We start from the raw sequence: 23,644 nt of genomic DNA, 5'->3' as shown, positions 1-23,644 counted from the left end.
TTACTCTAGAGAACCATCAAAGTCAGCCATCTCCACAAAAATGGTATTGGAGGAGGCAGATTGATTCTCTACGCTTCCGTCTGGATAACGGAATTGATAGCGCAGAATAACTTGGGCGATCAGATACGCACGGAGCGCAGATTCGATGTCGAAAGAGAATACGATGACGGCTTTGTGGTCTGGGTCAAGCCGACCTAACGGTATATCTTGGAGCAGGTTAGGATGCGGAAGCGGCACAGAATTCACGGTGACCGTTCGCAGCAAAATGAAATCTTCGGCTGCAAATGGTGCAGTGAGCAAGAGCTCTTCCAGCGGGGTATTGCCGATGTTTTCCACATGGACGGTGAAAGACAGGGTATCTTCTTGGCCGACACGCAGAGCGCTGGAGCTAAGCGTGAGTTTAGGAATGGCTGCAATAACGGTCACGCCAACGGTGTTGGTCTGGGAGGTTTCCTGGATGGTCTCTCCTCCACTACGACGTGAGGTATATTCGATGATGGCCTGGTTGCTGAATGTTCCATCCGCAGGTGCTTCACGAATTTGCGTCTGAAGCGTAAGGGTGAGCGTCTCCCCTGGTGCAATATCCGGGAGCGTGATACCTGCGGCGGGATTAGCACCTGGCTGTGCTTTTTCTTGGATAGTTAGGCTGTTGGGTACATAAATGAGTCCATGCGGCAACGGGTCCGTGAACAACGGATATTGTGCAGAGATCCCCCCTTTGTTAGTAATCTGAATGGTGAAGGTGAGTGTGTCGCCTACAGAGGCATCTGTGGTGTTCACCTTTTTAACTAATTCGAGCAGTGGGGATACAATTGGGATCGTAACGGCTTTGGTAGTCAATGTCCCTGATACGACTCTTCCTCCAGGTAGCGTAAACGAGTAGGCAAAGGCAGCTTGATTTACGATGTAGCCAGATGGAGGCGTCTCCGATACGGTCACTTGATAAGTCAATGTCAATGACTGTCCTGGTTCCACATACCCTAGGCTAACACCGATAGTTGGATCGGCTCCCGACAGTGATTGACCGTTCAACTGTATGCTGTCAGGAATCAACAGAGTCCCGGCAGGAATGAAATTTTGCAGTGTAACTTCGGATGTTACGTTGCCGAAGTTGTTGAGCAGTACCGTATAGGTAAGACTTTCTCCTGCGATGGCCTCCGTATTTTCCGTGGAGATACTTGCGGCAAGCTGTGGATCGAAAACAGCTATAGTCACGGTATTGCTGGTAACCTCGCTAGCACCGTCACTGCCAGCATATTGAAGCCGCACGCTATTGTTTAGACGTCCTCCGAGAGGCAGAGACTGAACGTTCACGCTGTAGGATACATCAATTGTCTGTCCTGCCTGCAAGCTGCCGATAAATAATGGTTCACCCGGCTTGCTAGAAGCAGGTGGAGAACCGCTAATTCTCAAGCTACTCGGGTTTATGATGGTTCCATTCGGTACGTAATCGGCTAACACTACATCGGTAATGACCGAGCCTCCATCATTAACAAGAGTCAACTGATAAGGCACAGCATCGCCTAATGCGACAGTAGACACTGTTGTGCGTAGCACGGCTGACAAGGCTCCTTTAGCAGTAGGGGCTACTTTAACCGAGACAGAAGGTGAAGCAGTTACCAGATTCGTGCTTCGTCCGTCCGGCAGCTGGTAGGAGTAAGCCAGCGAAGCTTGATTCACCAGTGTGCCAGACTCGGAGGCACGAACGACAAGCGCGGAGAAGAGGGTAGTCGTCTTTTCTCCTGGTGCGATAGTGCCTAGGGCAATGCCTTGCCCTGGACTGACGCCATATTGAGGGATTCCATTAACCGAAACAGAGCCAGAAACAAAAGAAAGCTCCGATGGCAGTGAGTCCGTTAACAAGCCAAATGCACCGATATTCCCAGTATTTTCTGCAATGATGGAATAGGTGATGCTTTGACCTGGCTGTACGCTCTCCGTGCTGGCTATTTTCGTCAGTTTCACTACAGGCTGAAGTAAGGCAATGGTGACAGCATTGGACAAAACGGCACTCGCTTCTTCACCATTTGAGAGTAACAAGCGTGCCTGATTCGTACGTGGTCCTGGCTGTTCTGTCGCTGTGATACGGACATCAAAGGATATGACAGTCTTGGAATTCGCTTCTAACGGTGGCAAAGGTATACCGGTGCCGGGATCGCTTTCTGTTACCGTAGATCCATTAATCTGAACTGAACCTGTAATAAACTCGATGTCTTCTGGCAAAATATCCAGCAAACGGGCATCTTGCACGGTATTTGTATCCTCGTTGAAGATCACGAGTTCATACGTCAAGGTTTCGCCAGTAGTGGCGAAAGGTGAGCTTACGCTTTTACTTAATGTGATGTCTAGCGGTGACACGGCAACCTCAACAATGTTGGATAAACGGAAACCGCCTGCCTCTCGCCCATTTGGTGCATTAAAGCGATAGTCTACCTCGGCCTGATCAACCAGCAGTACGGTTGCAGGGATGGAAGATACCAGCACTTGGAAAGTGACAGTTGCCGATTGTCCTGGTGGTATGGCTGGAGTCGGGATGCCGGAAACCGGGCTTGCACCGGGAGCTGCAATGCCATTAATCGAGACGGTGTTGGGAAGGAATACAGAGCCGTCTGGAATATTGTCGCTTACCGTAGTTGAGGCTGCAATGTTACCCGTGTTGGATACGACAATCGTATAAGTGATGATGTCTCCGACGGTGGCATTATTAGTATTGCTTGTTTTGACTGCTGTCAGGATCGGCTGGAAGACTGGAATAGTTACCACATTAGATGTTGAACTGCCAGTAAATGCCCCGCTGGTAAAGCTAACGGATGCCTGATTGGTTAATTGTGCCGATGTGGGCAAGAAATCAACTCGAGCCTGGAACGTAACGGTAGTAACAGCTCCTGGAGCGAGCGTACCGATGGCAATACCAAATCCAGGATTTCCATCAGGGAAGGAGGTTCCATTTACAGTAACACTGCCATTCACAAAGGAGCTTCCTGCTGCAATGATATCTGAAACCACTATATTATTGGCGGTACTGATTCCATTGTTGGAAACGGCCAAGGTATAGGTGATGATATCGCCGACAATGGCGTCTGTAGCTGCTGTTCCTTTGACAATGCTCACATCTGGTGAGGATACAGAGATACTAACTGTGTTGGATACCGCAGATCCGGATACTGTTCTGCCATCTGGTGGTTGGAAAGTGAATGAACCTGATGCCTGATCGACCAGTACCTGTGGATTAGGCAGAGTATTGATAACGGTTTGGAACGTTACGGATACCGTTCCGCCTGGCAACACGGATCCAACGGGAACGCCAGTTTCGATGGACAATCCAGGTTGCGGACTGCCAGCAATGCTGACACTGTTGGCAAGGAAAGTCGATCCGGCTGGGATGTTATCGCTGATGGTAAGTGCTGCTGCAATATTGCCGCTATTTACGGCCGTAATCGTGTACGTCAGTGTATCGCCGACGGAGGCGTTAAGAGTGCTGGATGCTTTAGTAATTGCAATTAGCGGTTGGAACACAGGTACGATGAGTGGATCGGAAAAGGCAGTGCCAGTGAACGTTCCGCTAGTAAACGTGACGGCTGCAATATCTGTGAGCAGGGGTGGTTGCGGCAAAGACTGGACAGTCGTTTGGAAACTGACGACGAATGTATTTCCAGGTGCGACGTTTCCAATGGCAATTCCAGCAATCGGAGAGGCATTAGGGAAGGCTACTCCGTCGATGAGGACACTGCCCGGAACGAAGGAGGTACCTGCAGGAATTGTATCGGTCACGACAGTATCTGTGACTGAATCCACACCGCTATTCGTGATGCTCAGTGTATATCTGATCGTATCTCCGACTACAGCGGCTGCCAGACTGGATGTTTTCGTCACCTGAATATTAGGTGCAGACACAGCAACATTGACTGTATTGGATGTGACGGAACCACTCAGCACCCTACCATCTGGCGGTGAGTACGTAAAATTCGCTTGCCCTTGGTCGGTTAATATAGGCGGAACTGGCAGAGACGAAACGATGGTTTGGAAGCTCAATGTAATACTGCCTGAAGGGGCTAGTGATCCGAGCGTTATGCCTGTAACTGGCGAAGCTCCTGGTACAAGGATGCCATTAACGACTACGCTGTTAGGCAGTAGCTCAGAGCCAGTAGGAATGTTATCCGAAAGCACAGGTATAACGGCAATATTTCCGGTATTGGTGAGTGTCAGGGTATAGACCAATGTTGAGCCGATTTGTGTGTTGACGGTGTTGACGGTTTTGGTCAGGCCGATGATTGGCTGATAAACAGGCAAGGTCACCGGATCGGATTGCGAAGACGAGGTCAACGCGCCCGAAGTAAAGCTGACGGTTGCTTGATTAGTTATTTGCGGCGGCTGCGGCAGACTAACGACGGAGACCTGGAATGTAACGGCTGCCGAGCCACCTACTGCAATGGTGCCAACAGGGATACCTGAGCTTGGTGATGCAGTAGGTACAGATGTGCCATTCACGGTTACACTGCCAGAAACAAAGCTGGTGCCGGGCGGCAGCTGATCAGATACAACGGCATTGACGACTTGACTGATTCCGTTATTCGTAGCGACGACAGTATACGTAATGGTATCTCCGACTACGGCATCCGTAGCAGAGGCTGTTTTGGTAACGTCCACATCCGGCGAAGAGACCGAGACGGTCACGGACGGAGATACTGCACTTCCAGTCAGGACACGACCATCTGGAGGTTGATAGCTGTAAGCTGCGGTCGCCTGATTGACCAATGTACCTGATGCGGGCAGTGAGGTAATGACTGTCTGAAAGGTCAGAGTAACGGTCGTAGCTGCACCTATGATACCTAATGGAATCCCAACACTTGGATCTGAACCAGGTGCGGCGGTGCCATTGATCACTACACTATTAGGTATAAAAGCAGCCCCTGCCGGGATGGGATCACTAAGTACGGTATCTGCACCGATGTTTCCAGAGTTCGTAACGGAGAATGTATAGGTTACAGTATCTCCAACTGTAGCTCTTCCCGCTCCCGCGCTTTTAGTTACAGTGACGATCGGTTGATACACAGGGATGGTAACGGGATTGGATACCGAAAATCCATTAAATGCACCTGAAGTAAAGCTGACGGTTGCTTCATTAGTGATGGACGCCGGTGTCGGCAGGGATTGTACGTTAAGCAAAAAGCGAATCGTGGCTCCGCCACCAGCTCCAAGCGTTCCGACAGGAATGCCATTTTGTGGGTTGGCTGTAACAACAGGAGTACCATTAATTGTAACGCTGCCTGGGACAAAGGCGGTTCCGAAAGGAATGGTGTCCGTAACGATTACGCTAGTAACCGGATCGAGTCCGTTATTGAACGCAGTTATGACATATGGGACAGAATCGCCCACGACAGCGACAGCCACCTCGGCTGCCTTTGTGACTGTTACATTCGGTGACGAGATTGGAATGGATACAGGCAGGGCTGCTCCGCTTCCAGTCAACGTTCGTCCATCTGGCAATTGGAACGTGTAGTTCACAGTGGCCTGGTTGGTCAGTATAGAGCCAGGTGGTACTGATATGACCACGGCGCTAAACGAGACGGTTACCGTCGCGCCTGGTGCGATTGAACCGATATTGATGCCTGTAATAGGGTCCGCTCCGGGAATGGGCGCACCGTTGACCAATACGCTATTTTGATTCAGGCTAAGCGAGCTGGATAACAGATCAAGCACGACCGTTTCTGCAGGCGCGTTGCCGGTATTGGTTACAGTGATGAAAAAACCTAGTGTATTCCCTACGGTAGCACGATCCGCACTGAGGGTATTGGTCACATTCAAGATCGGCTGTAATACAGGCAGGCTGACTTGATTCGAGACGGATTGACCTGCAAAAGCCCCGGAATTAAAGGATACCGTTGCCTGATCTGTTGACAAACCTGATGCTGGCAAGGATGTTACTGTGGCCTGGAAGGTAACCGTTGCTGAGCTGCCAGCTGGAACAGTGCCTACGGACACACCTGTAGCAATGTTGGCTCCTGGTATAGTGATACCGTTGACTTGTACGGAGTTAGGTATAAAAGTAGTGCCATCAGCTATCGGGTCGATAAAGACCGTCCCTGTTACAGGTTCAATGCCTCCGTTTGCTGCGGTAATGGTGTACGTAATGGTGTCTCCAAAGGCTACAGAAGTCTGATTGACTGTTTTGGTCACGGTGACATCTGGATTGGATACAGGAATAAACACCGGATTGGATTGGACGCTTCCGTTTAATGTGCGACCGTCAGGTGGCTGGAAAGTGAATGTGGCCGAACCTTGATTTAACAGGCCCAGGCCAGTGGGGACAGCGTTAATGACCACTTGAAAGGTAAGAGAAACAGAAGCCCCCGCTGCAATGTTTCCGACTATTACCCCTGATTGGGGATTGGCTCCAGCAACAGGCAGACCGTTCACGGTGACGCTATTCGGTATAAAGGAGGAACCAGATGGAATGGCATCGGTGAAGGTGGCGGTTGCTGCTAGATTACCTGTATTTTGGGCAGTGAGTGTATAGACTACGGTGTCGCCTACCGTTGCTTGACTCGTATTTGCGGTTTTAAGAAGACTGATAATAGGCTGGTAAACAGGGACGACAACGGTGTTGGAGAGTGATGTGAAGTTCAGTGTACCGCTGGTAAAAGAAACTGTAGCCTGATCACTCAGCTGAGGTGGGTCAGGCAGGCTGTTGACAGACACGGAAAAGGTAACGGTTGTTGACGCTCCAGCAGCGATGGAGCCAATTGGAATCCCCGTTAAGGGGCTTGCTGACGGCAGCGTTGTTCCATTTACGATAACGGAGCCAGGAACAAAAGAGGAGCCTGTCGGAATGGTATCGGTCACACGAACATCTGTTATGATTTCGATGCCACTATTGGTAGCTGTAATAGTATAGGTTATCGTATCACCAGGAACGGCATCAGTTGCCGAGGTGCTTTTACTGACCTGCACATTGGGTGACGATACAGGAATTGTGACAATATTGGACGAAACATTGCCGTTAACAATCCGGCCATCCGGCGGTTGAAAGGAAAAACTGATATTCGCCTGGTCGGTGAGTTGGGGAGGTAAAGGCACGGAAGTAATCACCACCTGAAAAGTTGTTTGAGTTACGGCTCCAGGTGCAATGGAGCCAATAGACAGACCTGCTTCGGGACTGGTACCAGGAATAGGAACACCGCTGACGACCACACTGTTCGGTACCAGTGCTGAGCCTGCGGGAATATTGTCTGTCAATGTGGCAGCAGCAGCTATGTTACCATGGTTGGTTACCGCCACGGAATACGTTACGATATCGCCAACTGTTGCCCGTAGGAGGTCAGCAGTTTTACTTACAGTTAGCACTGGAGCATTGACGGCTACTGTCACCGGGTTAGATACTGACACGCCGGAAAAAGCACCGCTCGTGTAGCTGACACGCGATTGATTGGTGAGCTGCGGTGGACTTGGTAATGGAGAGGATACCGTTACCCTGAAGGTGATCGTAGCTCCCCCTCCAGCGGCAATGCTCCCAATTACGATACCTAAAGAAGGATCTCCACTGGCTATTGTGGAGCCATTCAGCGTTACGCTACCCGCAGTGAATTGAGAGCCGGCCGGGATAGGATCGGAAACGACCACATTGTTCACGGTCTGGATTCCGTTGTTAAGTACGGTCAGGGTGTATAATACCGAATCACCTGGAATGGCGGTGAAACGGTTTGCAGTCTTCGAAATGGACACATTCGGCGCAGACACAGGAATGGATAGCACGTTGGACGATGTGCTATCTGTTCGCACCCGCCCATCAGGCAACGTAAAGGAAATGGCGGCGGTGGCCTGGTCTGTCAGTTGAGATGGTGTTGGAAGAGAGGCTACTACGGTTTGGAATGTCAGTGTGATAGGGCTTTGCGGCGACACGGTTCCGATGAAAATGCCTGCTGCTGGACTGGCTCCAGGCTGACTAACACCATTGATTACTACGCTGTTCTCCATAAATGTGGAACCGGCAGGAATAACATCTGTCAGCGTTACAGAAGCATTATAGTTACCGTTGTTCGCGACCAACAATGTATACAGAATTGTGTCGCCTATCGTAGCTACTGTTGTATTTGCAGATTTGACCACACTGATACGAGGCTGATAAACCGGCACAGAGACGGTATTCGTCTGGGATGTTCCGGTAAAAGCACCGCTGGTGAAGCTGACACTGGCTGTGTTTTGCAGCGGCTGTACGGACGGAACGGCGTTGACTAGCACGGCATAGGACACCTGCACGGATGCGCCTGCGCCAATGGTACCGACTGGAATGCCACTTCTTGGATCGACTGTGCTCACAGGTGAACCACCGACGGTTACGCTTCCGGGTACAAATGACACGCTGCCGGGGAGTGGATCGGTAATCACGGTGTTTGTGATGGGGTCAATTCCGTTATTAACGGCGTTCACGCTGTAGGTCAGCGTTTCGCCAACACTAACGGATGTGAATCCCGCAGACTTGGTTACGGCTACGTTGGGAAGCGAAATCGATACGGAAACAATATTGGAAAAAAGCGAGCCCGAGAGGGTTCTTCCGTCTTGCAACTGATATGAATATTGGAGCAGGCCCTGATCGTTTAATCCACCCCCGGGTGGTAGGGAATCTACTGTCGTCCGGAATGAGACTGTAATTTGTGCACCAGGGTTTACGGTGCCCACTGAAATTCCCGTATTAGGATTGGCGCCTGGCACTGAGGATCCGCCGACAATGACGCTTCCGGGAATAAAGGTGGAGCCTGTCGGTACGGTTTCCGTCAAGGTCGTGTTTAATACGGCTGTTCCGGTATTAGCGATGAGAAATGAATAAGTAATTATTCCACCAACGCTGGCACGGTTGGAGCTTGCGCTCTTGGTAATCGTCGGGGCTGCAATAACGACTGGTATGGTTACAAGATTGGACAAAGATGATCCGGTAAAGGCCCCGGAAGTGAAGCTGACAGTTGCACGATTGTTGATCTGTGCAGGAGAAGGCAGAGAATTAATGGCTGCCCGGAATACAACCGTAACCGATGCGCCTGGAGCTAAAGTGCCGATCGGAATGCCGTTCACAGGTGTAGCACTCGCAGAGGCAGTTCCGTTCACGGTGACGCTACCAGGTACAAAGGCAACTCCGCTTGGCAGCGGATCGGTAATGACTATATTGGTCACATTGGCGATTCCGTTGTTTGTGGCGGTTATGGTAAATTGAACAGTCTCTCCGACTGCGGCTGCCGCCAGGGAAGATGTTTTTGTCACGGTCACATTTGGTGAGGATACGGGAATGGTGAGCGTGTTGGACGTCCCACTTCCGTTCAATACACGTCCGTCAGGCGGTGTGAAGGTATACGTGTAAGCCGCCTGATCGGTCAAATTACCAGAGGCGGGAACCGCGTTGACGAGAGTCTGGAAGGTCACGGGTATAGTAGCACCTGTATTAATTGTTCCTACTGAAAAGCCAGTAGCGGGATTGGCAGCAGGCACGGAAGAACCGCCAATGGTCACACTACCGGCTATGAAGGATGATCCGGTGGGAATGCTCTCCGAAAAGCTGAGATTTGCAGCAATGCTGCCCGTGTTGGATATCTGAAACGTGTACGTAATCGTATCTCCAACTGTAGCAGCCGTTGTATTGGCACTTTTAACAATCCCGATGACAGGCTGGTAGATCGGTGTGCTCGCAGTGTTGGACGGAACGTTGCCGGAAATGACAGGTCCTCCAGGTACGGTTTGGAAGGAAAAGGATGCTGATGCTTGATTGCCCAGCTGGGTGTTTGCTGGCAATGAAGTGACGGTTGCCCGGAATGTAATGGTCACCGTGGAAGCAGGAGCTACACTACCCACTGTGATACCTGTAGTGGGATTAGCTGTTGGCTGGGCTGTGCCCGCGACAACAACACTGCCGGGTACGAAGGTAGCCCCGGCTGGTATGGTATCGGTAAGTACTGTGTTGGAAGCACTAACGAGCCCCGTATTCGAAATGTTAACCGTATAGGTCACTGTATCGCCAATAACCAAGCCCGTAGAGCTGGCCGTTTTGGTCAGAGTCACCAGCGGAGCATTGATATCAATTTGAATGGCGTTGGCATTTACAGTGTAAATATCGCCATTGGTTGTCAGCTGAAGGACACCCGTGGTCTGGCTGTTGAGTAGCGTGGAGGAAATATCGACATTGGTAATGTCCCAGCCTTGCCGTCCGCCTGTCACCTGCGTTCCAGGTGAGCCATTTACGGCATTAGTTGTTCCGAAGGTCCCGGTCGTGACCAATGTACCGTCGTCTCCATTTATTTGGGAAGCGAAAAAATTAGTTGAAAAATTATTAGGCCCAGACAGCGCAGTCAAACTGGATGTGGTAGGTCCAAACAACGCACGGTCACCAGTAATGTCCACGTCACCTTCTTGGGCGCTAATCAGCGCCCTACCGCGCAAAGTCCCCTGTACGGGCGTGGCAAAGCCACTCACTACAACGTTGACTGAGCCAGTAGCACTGCTGACCCCCTCACCGCCTACACGCAGCGACAGGTTACGGAAGGGCAGAGATGGGTTATTGTACACCACAGCGAGCGTCCAGCCGGCATGGTTGGTATTGGTGGAATCAGGAACCGTGATGGTGCCCGTCACATTTCCGACCGTGTATGCCCCTGCGCCGCCTTGAATGACCAGATTTGTGACATTCGCTGTTCTCACATAGGTACTGATACTGGTGACGTTGACTGATGTTGCAGATTCAGGGCTGACCGTGGTAGATAAAGCAGGTGTCTGAAATGTGACCGGGTTACTGGCGCTGGACAATACATTGGTGCTGCCGTTGGCATAACTTCCTCCCCAAATAAGCTCAGCATACAGCACTGTACTGCCCGCAGGGAGCACAAGGAATGCTGTCGATGAGTTACTGGTAAAGCTAGAAGTCGTGCCAAATGGATACGTGCCGAAGCGAGAGGCTGTATTGGTTGTGATGAAAGCGCCAATGCTGGTCGCTGTTCCCGGCACTCCTACCGAATTAGAACGTGCCAGCCCAAGTGTATTCCCTATAAAGGTGACAGCCCCCGTCTGGTTCGTTACGTAACGCTGAATAAAAGCCATGGATTAGCTTCCTACTTTCCATCTCTTCCAAATCTGTTATCTTGAGATCTCCGTATAGGAAGAGCCAGCTAGGCTGGGTGTAATAATCCTTTCGTATAAATTGTCTGGGTTGTAACCAGGCCTTGCATACCGCACAAGTCCATGTACCTGTCCAGCGGGAAAGGGACACCCCCTTTTTCGATAAGATCGCTTAGCATGAAGCCCAAAATAGTTGTTTGTCATGACGTCAGCGGAGCAATATTCGTATATGCACTCATTATTCACATATGTATGCAAGTCGATTTTAAACATACCTGTTTTCAAAGAATGACGTTATGGGAAGCGTTTTAGCGAAAAAAGAGGGATTTTGTAAAATAGCTTCGAAATGTTGGTCTCTTTTTTTACTTGGCGTTAACATATGTGCTATACTGAAGGGGCAAAGGAGGCGTGCCCTATGAACTTAACAGTACGAGGTCAACAGATCGAGGTTACCGACGCTTTGAAGGACTACGTTGATAAGAAATTCAGCAGACTTGAAAAGTATTTCGATGCACCCCCGACGTCTGATGGAAGTGTAACGTTAAGCACAACCAGAGATTTGCACACTGTAGAAGTAACCATTCCTTTGCCGGGGCTTGTACTCCGTGCCGAAGACGAGAGCGATGACATGTATGCATCCATTGATGCCGTGGTAGACAAGCTTGAACGGCAAATTCGCAAGCACAAAACCAAGCTAAACCGAAAATTCCGTCAAGAAGGCAGTTTGAAAACCCTTTTTGTGGAAGATCCGGCAGGTGGCGTGGCTGTTGCTGAAGATGCAGAACTGGATGAGCTGGAAGTTGTCCGCACCAAGCGTTTCTTATTGAAACCTATGGATGTGGAAGAAGCTATTCTTCAAATGAACATGGTTGGACATAATTTCTTTGTGTTTTCCAATATTGACAACGAAGAAGTTAACGTAGTTTACAAGCGCAATGATGGTAAATACGGTCTGATCGAACGGCAATAGCCTGTGAAGTAGGAACTTTTCACATTTTAAAATGAATAGAACGATTTCGATTGAAGCATGCTTCATGGATATTAGGAAAATGAAAACAACACGAGCCTTATCCTTGCGAACCTGGCGGGATAAGGCTCTTTTATATGTTTTTTTGTGAAAGTAAGGAAATTTAAACTTGGATAAGTGTAATCAAGTTGTGTATTTCGTGCGTCAATTGTTTTGGTATCTTTAACCGGATGCAAATCTGGAGGCTGCTTGTGTTGCGGCATGTCCTACAAACTGTTACAATTTATGCAAAGTACATCGCACGATGGGCTGGTACAGCCGGGCCTGTCAAACATATCGGGAATCAATTTCATCATGGACCCTTTCTTATTGTGAAATTGATTCTATTAATTGTTTTGCGCGAAAGGGGTAAACCATGCTAGGAATTGTTAAGAAAATCTTCGGAGATACCAATGAACGTGATGTCAAGCGTTTAATGAAGACGGTTGAACTGATCAATAAGATAGAGCCGGATTTCGAAAAGCTCTCGGATGAGGAGTTGCAAGCGAAGACGGTGGAATTTAAAGCTCGGGTCGAACAAGGGACTACGGCTGAAGAAATTTTGCCAGAAGCTTTTGCTACTGTTCGCGAAGCGTCCAAACGGGTGCTGGGTAAACGTCATTATGACGTACAGATGCTCGGCGGTATTGCGCTGCATGAAGGTAAAATTGCCGAAATGAAAACCGGTGAAGGTAAAACACTGGTAGGAACACTGCCGGTTTATTTGAATGCTCTGTTGGGCAAAGGCGTGCACGTGGTTACGGTCAATGACTATTTGGCGCAACGTGACAGCGGAGAAATGGGACAAATTTATAACTTCCTAGGAATGTCCGTAGGGCTTAATTTGGCCAACATGGATCATGCCGCCAAGCAGGCAGCATATGCTTGTGACATCACATACGGTACAAACAACGAGTTCGGATTCGATTATCTGCGCGATAACATGGTGCTTTACAAAGAGCAGATGGTACAACGTCCGTTGTACTTCTGTATCATTGATGAAGTGGATTCCATTCTCGTCGATGAAGCCCGTACACCATTGATTATTTCAGGACAAGCTCAGAAATCGACCGAGCTGTATTTTGCGGCTGACCGTTTTGTGAAGAGCCTGAATGTTGAAGAAGATTACACGCTGGATATTAAGGTGAAGTCGGTTGCTTTGACCGAAAACGGCGTATCCAAAGCTGAAAATTTCTTTGGTCTTGAAAACTTGTACGATCAGGAAAGTGTTACAATCAATCACCACATTGTACAGGCATTGAAAGCTAATGCTATTATGCGTTTGGATGTGGACTATGTCGTGGCTGACGGTGAAGTCCTAATTGTCGATGAGTTTACAGGTCGTTTGATGGCTGGACGTCGTTACAGTGATGGTTTGCACCAAGCTATTGAAGCAAAGGAAAACATCATTGTACAAAATGAAAGCATGACATTGGCGACAATTACATTCCAAAACTATTTCCGTATGTACCGCAAATTGGCGGGTATGACGGGTACAGCTAAAACAGAAGAAGAAGAATTCAAAAAAATATATGGTCTGGAAGTGCTCCAAATTCCGACGAATAAGCCTAACCAGCGTGTAGATATGCCTGACATAGTGTACAAGAGCGTGAAAGGCAAATTCCATGCTGTGGTAGATGAAATCCTGGAGCGTAACAAAAAGAACCAGCCGATATTAGTAGGTACGGTTTCTATTGAAAACTCGGAGCTTCTTTCTGAAATGCTGAAACGCAAAGGCGTTCGTCACAAAGTGCTTAACGCCAAGTATCATGCTGAGGAAGCTGAGATTATTTCCCGTGCAGGTGAAGCAGGCGCAGTTACCATCGCTACCAACATGGCCGGACGTGGTACTGACATCGTACTGGGTGAAGGCGTATCAGAACTTGGTGGTTTGCACATCATCGGTACAGAACGTCATGAATCCCGTCGTATTGATAATCAGCTTCGCGGACGTGCAGGACGTCAGGGTGATCCGGGCTCCACACAGTTTTACTTATCGCTGGGCGATGAGTTAATGAAGCGTTTTGGTGCGGACAACGTACTGAATATGATGGAGCGTTTGGGCTTCGAGGAAGACCAACCTATCGAGAGCCGTATGATTACACGTGCTATCGAATCAGCTCAAAAACGCGTCGAAGGCAACAACTTTGATCAGCGTAAAGTCGTTCTCCAGTATGATGATGTAATGAACCAGCAGCGTGCTATTATTTACAAACAACGCCGTGAGGTGCTGGAATCAGAGAACATCAAGGAAATTGTGTTTGACATGATCAAGCCTGTCATTGAGCGTGTAGTGGAAGCTCATTGCGGGGATGACATTCCTGAAAACTGGGAACTTGAAGAAGTAGCAGAGTATGTGAATAACAACCTGCTTGAGGAAAATACACTTACACGTGACGACCTGTGGGGCAAGGAAAAAGAGGAGATCGTGGACATGATCTTCGAAAAAGTTACCAACAGATACCACAGCCGTGAAGAAATGATTGGCGAAGATATGGTACGCGAGTTCGAGAAAGTTATCGTACTGCGTGCGGTCGATAGCAAATGGATGGACCATATTGATGCTATGGATCAATTGCGTCAAGGTATTCACTTGCGTGCTTACGGCGGTACCGATCCTCTGCGCGAGTATCAATTTGAAGGCTTCGAAATGTTCCATGCTATGATTGCTAGCATCCAAGAGGAAGTAGCGACATACATCATGAAAGCACAAATTGAATCCAATCAAGAGCGTCAGGCTGTCATTGACGAAGACAAAATCTCGACGAGTGGTGAACCAGCTGCTCCTAAAAAGAAATCCGCTCCTTCGCGTCCGCGTAGAAAATAACGGATTGAAATTAAGGGAGAGTCTTGAGATACACTATTCCCTGCAGTGCATATAATGGCAGGCGGCAGTTCAACCACTGACCGTCGGCCATTTTGTGCCATACAGGGGATGCACTGATGTTTTCAGCTTATAGTGTTTTTGTTGGAGGATCAGTTTGAATATTTTTTTCTTGAGAAGATTGTCCCTATTTCTATAATTATGACAAGCAAGCGGGTCTTAGCTTGCTTGTCAGTTAATTCAGCTCTTGACTCGGCTCACATACCTGAGCCGATTATCTATAAGTCGTTTGACTTTACGGCGGTCGGTAGCGAAGTGAAGGATTTGAATCTGGAGAAGCGTCAGCGTTCGCCTTTGCAGTGAGATGCCCACCTTTGAATGTGTTAATCCAATCAAGGGCATCTCGCTGCAACAGCGATCGTAAGATCAAATCATTCGCGCAGCGTCTCTTCACCCAGCCGTAACTCACAACGCTTTTACTTCCCCTAACCATATATTAAAAGGAGAATGACAGCATGATTGATCCAAGTGTAAAGCATGATTTGCGAGAAATAGGCAAGAAACTAACAAACCTTAGGGGGTCTCTTTGACTTAGATCTCAAACAGGAAATGATCGCAAACTTTGAAGTAAAGATGGCTGCACCTGACTTTTGGGATGATAATGATAAAGCCCAAGGTGTAATTGCAGAAATGAACGCTGTTAAGTCTTCAGTAGACAGCTATGAACAGCTTCGTCAGGAATACGAAGATGCTGGCATGATGGCTGAGCTGGCTGATGAGGAAGGCGATGAAACACTGGCTGGAGAAATCGAGAATAGTGTCAGTTCTCTGCTGAGCAAGCTTCAGGAGTTTGAGTTGCAATTGCTTTTGAATCAGCCGTATGACAAACTTAATGCCATCCTGGAGTTGCATCCGGGAGCAGGCGGAACGGAGTCCCAAGACTGGGGACAAATGTTGCTACGGATGTATACTCGCTGGGCTGAAAAACGGGGCTTTAAGGTAGAGACCCTGGATTATCTAGCGGGTGATGAAGCAGGAATTAAGAGTGTAACACTTTTGATCAAAGGTTATAATGCCTATGGCTATTTGAAAGCGGAGAAAGGCGTGCATCGGCTTGTTCGTATCTCTCCATTTGATTCCTCCGGCCGTCGGCATACATCGTTCGTATCCTGTGATGTGGTGCCTGAAATTGCGGATGATGTGGACGTTGAGATCCGCACGGAAGATCTTAAAATTGATACGTACCGGGCCAGTGGTGCGGGAGGTCAGCATATTAATACGACCGATTCAGCCGTTCGGATTACGCATTTACCTTCCGGTATTGTCGTGACCTGTCAAAATGAACGCTCCCAGATCAAGAACCGAGAGCGTGCCATGACGATGCTCCGTTCCAAGCTCTACGAGCGTAAGATCGAAGAGCAGCGTCAGCATTTGGATGAAATCCGCGGAGAACAGTCCGATATTGCATGGGGCAGCCAAATTCGCTCCTACGTGTTCCATCCATACAGCATGGTTAAGGATCACCGTACTAGCGTGGAAACTGGCAACGTAGGGGCTGTCATGGATGGCGATCTCGATCCCTTCATCGATGGTTACCTGCGCAGCCAAATTAAGCTGGACGCAGAATAATAGCCTGTACGTTTTCCTACAGTCCGCAGACCATGTGCCTGCAGACTGTAGGAATTTTTGTGTAACGGTATTTTTTAATTAAAGGAGAACACGAATGATGCCTCAATTGAATCCTCCCGCTGCTCGCCGAAGACGACGCAAGCCTCTGATTGCCGCCAGCGGACCCGCACGCAACGTGACCGATATTTTGCTGATTATACTCGGCTCTTTCATTACAGCGCTGACCTTTAACATGTTCTTGCTCCCAAACCGGATTGCATCCGGGGGGGTATCGGGCTTGTCTATCTTGGGCGAGGAGCTGTTTGGCCTGGAACCCGCCTATACGCAGTGGGGAATGAATATTCCATTATTTATAGCAGGGGTCCTGCTGTTAGGGAAAAAATACGGTTTGCGTTCTCTGCTGGGAAGTATTATGCTGCCGCTATTCGTTTATGTTACGAAGGATTGGGCAGTTCCGACAACCAATCCGTTGCTGGCTTCGCTATATGGTGGAATCGGAGTAGGATTGGGTTTAGGTACCGTGTTTCGGGGCAGGGGCTCGACGGGTGGATTGGCTATTTTGGCGCAGATTATTCAAAAATATACGGGTTTTAGTCTTTCTCTCTGTGTTATGTTGATGGATGGCACGGTGATTACACTGGCTGGTTTCGCCCTCTCGCCGGAACGGGCGCTGTATGCGTTGATCGGCTTGTTTGTAACGGGTAAGGTCATTGATGCCGTGGAAATGGGATTGGGCTACTCCAAAGTGGCTTACATCATATCCAATCAGAAAGAAACGATCACGCAGGCTATTTTGCAGGATTTGGACCGAGGATTGACAGAGCTGGCAGGACGGGGCGGTTACACGAACGAAGAACGTCCTGTGCTTATGGTTGTAGTCGGACAAAACGAGGTAACTCGCCTTAAAACGCTCGTCCGCTTGGTAGACCCGGAAGCTTTTGTGATAATAAGTAATACTCGTGAGGTATTGGGTGAAGGGTTTAAGAAGGAAAGCTGAAACAAAGAGGGCCTTCTGGAGGCATGCTCTTAACTGAATCCATGCAGGAGAGCCCACTAATATAGTAGGCTCTTCTCTCTTCAGCATGCTTTACTAGATTCATTTTACCAATCGTTCAAGCCAATTTGCCGTTTGTCCTTGATTAAAATACGAGGTAGGCGTTCCTTTTACCCCTGTCTTGACCATAAATAGGCCGCCTGCTAAGGGTTGATCGGCACTATCATCATCTTGAGCAGTCGTAATATATAACTCATCCAGCTGTTCACCGCCAAAAGCGCACGAAGTCACACAATTGACGGGAAGTGATACCTCAGCAATTACTTCTCCATGAGCAGGATGGATACGGGAGACACGTTTACCACCCCATCTCGCGACCCACAACATGCCCTCTGCATCGATTGTCATGCCATCTGGATACCCTTCACTTTCATCCAATCTAGCCACCAGTTGCTTATTCCTAATAGTGCCTTGCACCACATCGTAATCGAAGGAGACCACCTCCAATGTTGGAGTATCAATGTAATACATTGTACGATGATCTGCGCTCCAGGCTAATCCATTAGATATGGAAGCTTTACCAACCAGTAAGGAGACCTTGCCTTTTGTGTTCAGACTATACAATGCTCCTTGCGCATGTTCGCCATTTAGACTCATGGTTCCTGCTAAAAAACGTCCGGCAGGATCGCATTTTCCATCATTAAAACGATTACCTAGTCTACCTTCCTCAGGATCATGAATTAATACTTTGGCCCCTGTCTCAATATCTAAACAATATAGACCGCTAATCAGCGCTACGATCACTTTATTTTTGAGATAAGGTACAACTGCACCAATATGTTCACCAACATTTATTGTACGATCTGTGCATGTAGAAGGATCGTAGATATGCAATTGAAAGCCTTTAATATCGACCCAAAATAAACGTTGAAACCGCTGATCCCAGCTGGGACCCTCGCCTAACTTTGCTTTTGCATCTATAACGATATTCGCTGTATATGTTTCGATGTGTAACACCCCTAACGTATAGGTTTATTTTCGACCCCAATTATCCGCTTCAGCGGTTCCTCTGAGCAGATTCACTAGATGCAGTGCATGTGATTTCCTCTTGTATGTAGTGCTACATGTACTCCCTTCATGTTCAACAAGTCCATAAAGTGCAGCAAATGACCAATCGAGATGAACTCCAATAAGTGAGATCATGTAAAGGGAATATCCCCCTTATTCTTTATGCAAAGTGGCAAGCTGTATTCAAGAAGTTCGCTGTCTATTTTTTTATTTACTTTATTATAGCTCGTATAGCTTGTCGGTCAAAAGAATAGACAAGAGCGCATATTTTAAATTAGGGGGAATAACATGACATGAGGTGTTGTATTTATATAAATAGAGTCGTATAATAATACATATTTCATACGAACGGAATGGAGGAAGGTCTGTGAGCAGCAGGTTAAAAGTGGCAATTGTCGGTTCCACCGGGTATGGCGGGGTGGAGCTGATTCGTTTTTTGGTTCATCATCCGCAAGTAGAGATTGTATCTGTTATTTCTTCGTCCAGCGCGGGTGTCCCAATCAGTGACGGATTTCCACATCTGACGGACATTGTGGTGCAGGATTTGGACGGTGTCGAAGTCCACGAAATTGCTGCTAAGGCCGATCTGGTTTTCACTGCTACGCCATCGGGCGTTAGTACCAAGTTAGTGCCGCAGCTTCTTGATGTCGGACTGAAGGTCATTGATCTTTCCGGGGACTTCAGGCTTCGAAGCGGGGAAACGTATGAAGCATGGTATAAAAAGCCTGCAGCTTCACCCGAATATCTCAAGCAAGCGGTATACGGACTCAGTGAGGTGTATGCAGAAAAGCTGGCGGGCGTTTCTTTTATTTCAAATCCAGGCTGTTATCCGACTGCAACATTACTGGGGATTATTCCTGCGCTGAAAGCGGATTGGATCGACCATCGGTCGCTGATTGTGGATGCCAAATCCGGTGTATCCGGCTCGGGTAGGGGAACAAGCCTCGTTTCGCACTATGCGGAAATGAACGAGAATTTTAAGGCTTATAAGGTGAATAAGCACCAGCACATCCCTGAGATCGAACAGGTACTGGGCGATATTGCGGGCGAGGACGTTACGATTACGTTTACAACACAACTTGTTCCTATGACCCGAGGAATTATGAGTACGATTTATGTCACGCTGAAGGGTGAGCATACAGATCAAGATCTTATCGGGTTATACCGGGATTATTATAAAGGCCATCCTTTTGTCCGTGTACGTGGCGAAGGTATATGGCCAGCAACGAAGGAAGTAATGGGTTCGAATTACTGTGACATTGGTTTTGCAGCAGATGCCCGAACCGGGCGTCTTACGATTATTTCTGTCATTGATAATGTTGTGAAGGGTGCCGCTGGGCAGGCGATTCAGAATTTAAATTTGATGATGGGATGGGAGGAGAACCTCGGGCTAGGCTTCATACCGGTATATCCGTAAGTAGCAAGTAACTGCAACATGGATACGGATAACGGCAGCGAGCGGGAATTTGGAATACAAACAGCTGTCATTCATCGAATATGTTGCGAACGAGGGCACATAATTATGGGCAAAGTAGAGTTTACAGTAGTAAACGGGGGTAACATCGTAACTCCGCGTGGTTTTACAGCCGGAGGATTACACTGCGGGCTAAAAAATTCGAACCGCAACGATATGGGCGCGATTCGTTGTGAGGTAGAAGCGACAGCTGCTGCGGTGTACACCACCAATGTGTTTCAGGCTGCACCGCTGAAGGTGACCCGCGAGAGCTTGGCAGATGGTCGATTGCAGGCAGTAGTGGTGAACAGCGGAAACGCCAATGCCTGCACGGGACAACAAGGAGAGCAGGATGCTTACGCTATGCGTTCGGCTGCGGCTCATGAACTGGGTGTTGCTGAGAGCAATGTAGCCGTCGCCTCGACAGGCGTGATCGGCGAGCATTTGAAAATGGATTGTGTGCTTGAAGGTATATCCTCCTTACCTGACCGTATGAACGGGGCAAACGATGGAGCAGAGCAATTTACCCAAGCCATTCTGACAACGGACTTGGTTAAAAAGGAAGCATGTGTGGCGGTTGAAGTGGACGGTGTGACCGTGCACATCGCCGGGGCGGCCAAGGGATCGGGCATGATACATCCGAATATGGCAACGATGCTCGCTTTTATGACCTGTGATGCAGTAATCGGACAGACGGCGCTTCATCAACTATTAAAGCAGGCAACGGATACCAGCTTTAATATGATTACGGTGGATGGGGATACGAGCACGAACGATATGCTGATTGCTATGGCAAGTGGGCTGGCTGGCAACCGTGAACTGCACGTAGGGCATCCCGATTGGGACGCTTTTGCCGAGGCGTTCACCTATATCTGCCGAGAACTGGCGAAGGCAATTGCTCGCGATGGAGAGGGTGCTACGAAGCTAGTAGAGGTGTCTGTAAGCGGAGCGGTAAGCGATGCGTCCGCTCAAGCGATAGCCAAGACGGTGGTTGGGTCCAGTCTGGTCAAGTCAGCCGTCTTCGGAGCAGATGCGAATTGGGGACGGATTATTGCGGCCGTAGGGCGTGCTGGAGAGCCAGTTAATCCAGAAACGGTAGATATTCGCTTGGGTGATATTGTTGTGCTAAGCCAATCAAGTCCGGTCGCTTTTGATGAAGAAGAGGCGCTAGCCTATTTGCGGGGAGATACGGTGCAAATTATTGTTGATTTGCATCACGGGGACGGAACCGCTACAGCATGGGGCTGTGACCTAACCTATGATTATGTGCGGATTAACGCTGCTTATCGGACATAGATACCAGAATAAATACGGATTAAATTAAGGATAGTAGTTAATAGAAGCAAAGAGCGGATGTAAGTCCAGCATCATTTAAAAATTGCACGGATATACAGAGGAGAAAAGGAGAGATGATATGCAATCGGCAGTGGAACACGCGGATCAAGCGAATCATGCGGGAGTGGCACGTCGTAATTTTGTGATGAAATGCGGAGGAAGTACGCTGGCTGCGTTACCTGATTCCTTTTTTGAAGATTTGGCGCGTTTGCAGTCGGAAGGTCTTCAACCTGTCATTGTACATGGCGGTGGCCCTGCGATCTCCGACAACTTGGCGAAGCTGGGGATCGAAACAGAGTTCATTCATGGATTACGCAAAACGACCGAACCCGTGCTGGATGTCGTGGAGATGGTACTGGCGGGTAGCATTAACAAGCAGATTGTACGTAGAATAGGACTGCATGGGGGCCGAGCGTTGGGGTTGTCAGGTAGTGATGGTTATTTAATCGAAGCCAAGCCTGTGTCGAATGCTGCTGAGGTCGGTTGGGTCGGAGAGGTAACATCTGTTCAAGCCTCGATTATTACAGGTGTCCTGGATATGGACTATATGCCTGTTATTGCCCCCATCGGGATTGATCGATCGGGTCAGCGTTACAACATTAATGCGGATACGGCGGCGGGTGCGGTAGCCTCTCATCTGGGGGTCAGTCGGATGATCGTCGTTACAGATGTACCAGGCATATTGAAGAAGTATGGCGGAGAAAAGAAAGTGCTGGACTCTATCACCGTACAGGAAATTGAGGATATGATCAGCACAGGTGAAATATATGGGGGTATGATCCCGAAAGTGAGAGCGGCTATTGCCTGTATCCACGGCAAAGTGAAGGAAGTCGTCATTGTGAACGGTAGCGAACCACAGGTACTAAGTCGTGTGCTAGGCGGAGAATCGATTGGAACACGCATTGTGCGTATGCAGTAATTGTAATATATAGCTCGACCTATATAACCAAACGATAAAGGAGCGTGAACATAATGAGTAAGGAACCGAATACGCTGGTGAGCGAGGAAATGCCAAGTACGGATGGAAGCGAAGTGCAAACGGAAAAGGTGTCAGCAAAAGCGCAGACAAATAGCTCTCTTTTTCCAAACTACGCAAGATACCCGCTTACACTGGTGAAAGGGCAAGGAAGCTGGCTGTGGGACGATCAGGGCAAGCGTTATCTGGATTTCATGTCAGGCATCGCCGTTACTAATTTGGGCCATGCGCCTCAAGCAGTAGCTGAACGATTGAAAAAACAGATCGATGAATTGTGGCATGTATCCAATCTGTTTCATATACCGGGGCAGGAACGGGCAGCTGCCTTGCTGACAGCCCATAGCAGCGCAGATGCCGTGTTCTTCTGCAACAGCGGGGCCGAAGCGAACGAAGCTGCAATTAAGCTGGCGCGTCGTTACCACCAGAAGGTAAAGCAGACCGGTCGCTACGAAATCATTACGTTCACGCAATCCTTTCACGGACGGACGCTGGCAACCTTGACCGCTACGGGTCAGGACAAAGTGAAAGAAGGCTTTTTACCGCTTCCCGCCGGATTCAAAAGCGTTCCGCTTCATGATCAGACGGCGCTTGAAGCAGCCATCAGTGAGCATACGGCGGCAATTATGCTGGAAATGGTGCAGGCCGAAGGCGGCATGTATCCGGTAGACCCTGCTTTCGTAGACGTGATCACCAAGCTATGCCGCGAGCATGGTTTGCTGCTGATCATTGACGAAGTGCAAACAGGTATGGGACGGACGGGCAAGCTGTTTTCCTTTGAGCATTATGGTATAGAGCCAGATATCTTTACATTGGCGAAAGGACTGGGCAGTGGTTTCTCTGTGGGTGCGATGCTAGGCAAAGGATATTTGCGTGAAGCGTTCACAGCGGGCAGTCATGGTTCTACCTTTGGAGGTACGCCACTTGCTATGGCGGCGGTTCAAGCTACTATTGAAACGATTATTGATGACAAGCTGCCAGAACGTGCAGCAGAGATGGGAGATTACCTCTTCCATAGCCTGCAAAAGCAGCTTGGAGATAGTCCTTTTGTAAAGGATATCCGTGGAAAAGGTTTGATGGTCGGCATTGAGTGTGCAGAGCCGGTAGCGGAGCTTGTTTTGGCAGGACAGAAGAAGGGCATTCTGTTCATTACAGCAGGACCGAATGTGATTCGCCTGTTGCCTAACTTGTATGTAACGAAAAACGAAATAGATCAGGCTGTAACATGGATTGCTGAATTGATTTGGGAGCATGTGGCTTAGTGTAAA

11 protein-coding genes are annotated in these 23,644 nt (G+C 48.7%); 9 read left to right on the top strand and 2 right to left on the bottom strand.

Annotated features, from left to right (window positions below; genetic code table 11):
* The gene (locus MKX46_RS12750; RefSeq protein ID WP_341071288.1) at window positions 1-11,076 is read right to left on the bottom strand and encodes a DUF7507 domain-containing protein; all 11,076 of its coding nucleotides are present in this window, start codon (window positions 11,074-11,076) and stop codon (window positions 1-3) included.
* 433 nt (window positions 11,077-11,509) lie between these two features.
* Here MKX46_RS12750 and hpf point away from each other — a divergent pair, with 433 nt between their 5' ends.
* From hpf to MKX46_RS12725, 5 genes are all read left to right on the top strand, one after another.
* On the top strand, window positions 11,510-12,064 hold the full coding sequence (gene hpf, locus MKX46_RS12745; protein WP_029514571.1) for a ribosome hibernation-promoting factor, HPF/YfiA family: 555 nt from the start codon (window positions 11,510-11,512) through the stop codon (window positions 12,062-12,064).
* A gap of 412 nt (window positions 12,065-12,476) precedes the next feature.
* A complete protein-coding gene (secA, locus tag MKX46_RS12740) occupies window positions 12,477-14,927 on the top strand; it encodes a preprotein translocase subunit SecA (protein WP_039271459.1) in 2,451 nt (816 codons plus the stop codon).
* Window positions 14,928-15,152: 225 nt separating this feature from the next.
* Window positions 15,153-15,287 (top strand): hypothetical protein, encoded by a 135-nt coding sequence (locus tag MKX46_RS12735; protein ID WP_280921432.1) that lies wholly within the window; start codon window positions 15,153-15,155, stop codon window positions 15,285-15,287.
* Window positions 15,288-15,439: 152 nt separating this feature from the next.
* Window positions 15,440-16,553 (top strand): peptide chain release factor 2 gene (gene prfB, locus MKX46_RS12730; RefSeq protein WP_141695457.1). Its coding sequence is split into 2 segments (ribosomal slippage): window positions 15,440-15,511 and window positions 15,513-16,553, totalling 1,113 coding nucleotides; the frame shifts between segments, so codons are not numbered across the junction.
* Between the two features lie 97 nt (window positions 16,554-16,650).
* Window positions 16,651-17,550, top strand: a complete 900-nt coding sequence (locus tag MKX46_RS12725; protein ID WP_029514568.1) for a YitT family protein — start codon at window positions 16,651-16,653, stop codon at window positions 17,548-17,550.
* 99 nt (window positions 17,551-17,649) lie between these two features.
* Here MKX46_RS12725 and MKX46_RS12720 read toward each other — a convergent pair whose 3' ends face one another.
* Window positions 17,650-18,564: an SMP-30/gluconolactonase/LRE family protein gene (locus MKX46_RS12720; RefSeq protein ID WP_165146250.1), complete on the bottom strand. Its 915-nt coding sequence runs from the start codon at window positions 18,562-18,564 to the stop codon at window positions 17,650-17,652.
* Between the two features lie 418 nt (window positions 18,565-18,982).
* Between MKX46_RS12720 and argC the strand changes: the two genes are divergently transcribed.
* The 4 genes from argC (at window position 18,983) to MKX46_RS12700 (ending at window position 23,638) form a co-directional block, all read left to right on the top strand.
* Window positions 18,983-20,032 carry an N-acetyl-gamma-glutamyl-phosphate reductase gene (gene argC, locus MKX46_RS12715; RefSeq protein WP_341071287.1) on the top strand — a complete coding sequence of 350 codons (1,050 nt, stop codon included), beginning with the start codon at window positions 18,983-18,985 and terminating at the stop codon, window positions 20,030-20,032.
* Between the two features lie 105 nt (window positions 20,033-20,137).
* On the top strand, window positions 20,138-21,364 hold the full coding sequence (gene argJ / locus MKX46_RS12710; RefSeq protein ID WP_069010676.1) for a bifunctional glutamate N-acetyltransferase/amino-acid acetyltransferase ArgJ: 1,227 nt from the start codon (window positions 20,138-20,140) through the stop codon (window positions 21,362-21,364).
* Between the two features lie 118 nt (window positions 21,365-21,482).
* Window positions 21,483-22,322 carry an acetylglutamate kinase gene (gene argB, locus MKX46_RS12705; RefSeq protein ID WP_029514564.1) on the top strand — a complete coding sequence of 280 codons (840 nt, stop codon included), beginning with the start codon at window positions 21,483-21,485 and terminating at the stop codon, window positions 22,320-22,322.
* Window positions 22,323-22,375: 53 nt separating this feature from the next.
* The gene (locus tag MKX46_RS12700; RefSeq protein ID WP_341071286.1) at window positions 22,376-23,638 is read left to right on the top strand and encodes an acetylornithine transaminase; all 1,263 of its coding nucleotides are present in this window, start codon (window positions 22,376-22,378) and stop codon (window positions 23,636-23,638) included.
* Window positions 23,639-23,644: the final 6 nt, after the last annotated feature.

The sequence above is a fragment of the Paenibacillus sp. FSL P4-0113 genome, from assembly GCF_038009305.1.
Taxonomy (GTDB): domain Bacteria; phylum Bacillota; class Bacilli; order Paenibacillales; family Paenibacillaceae; genus Paenibacillus; species Paenibacillus polymyxa_D.
Note: the sequence above shows the minus strand (reverse complement) of the source record. Positions and strands in the feature narration are given on the sequence as shown.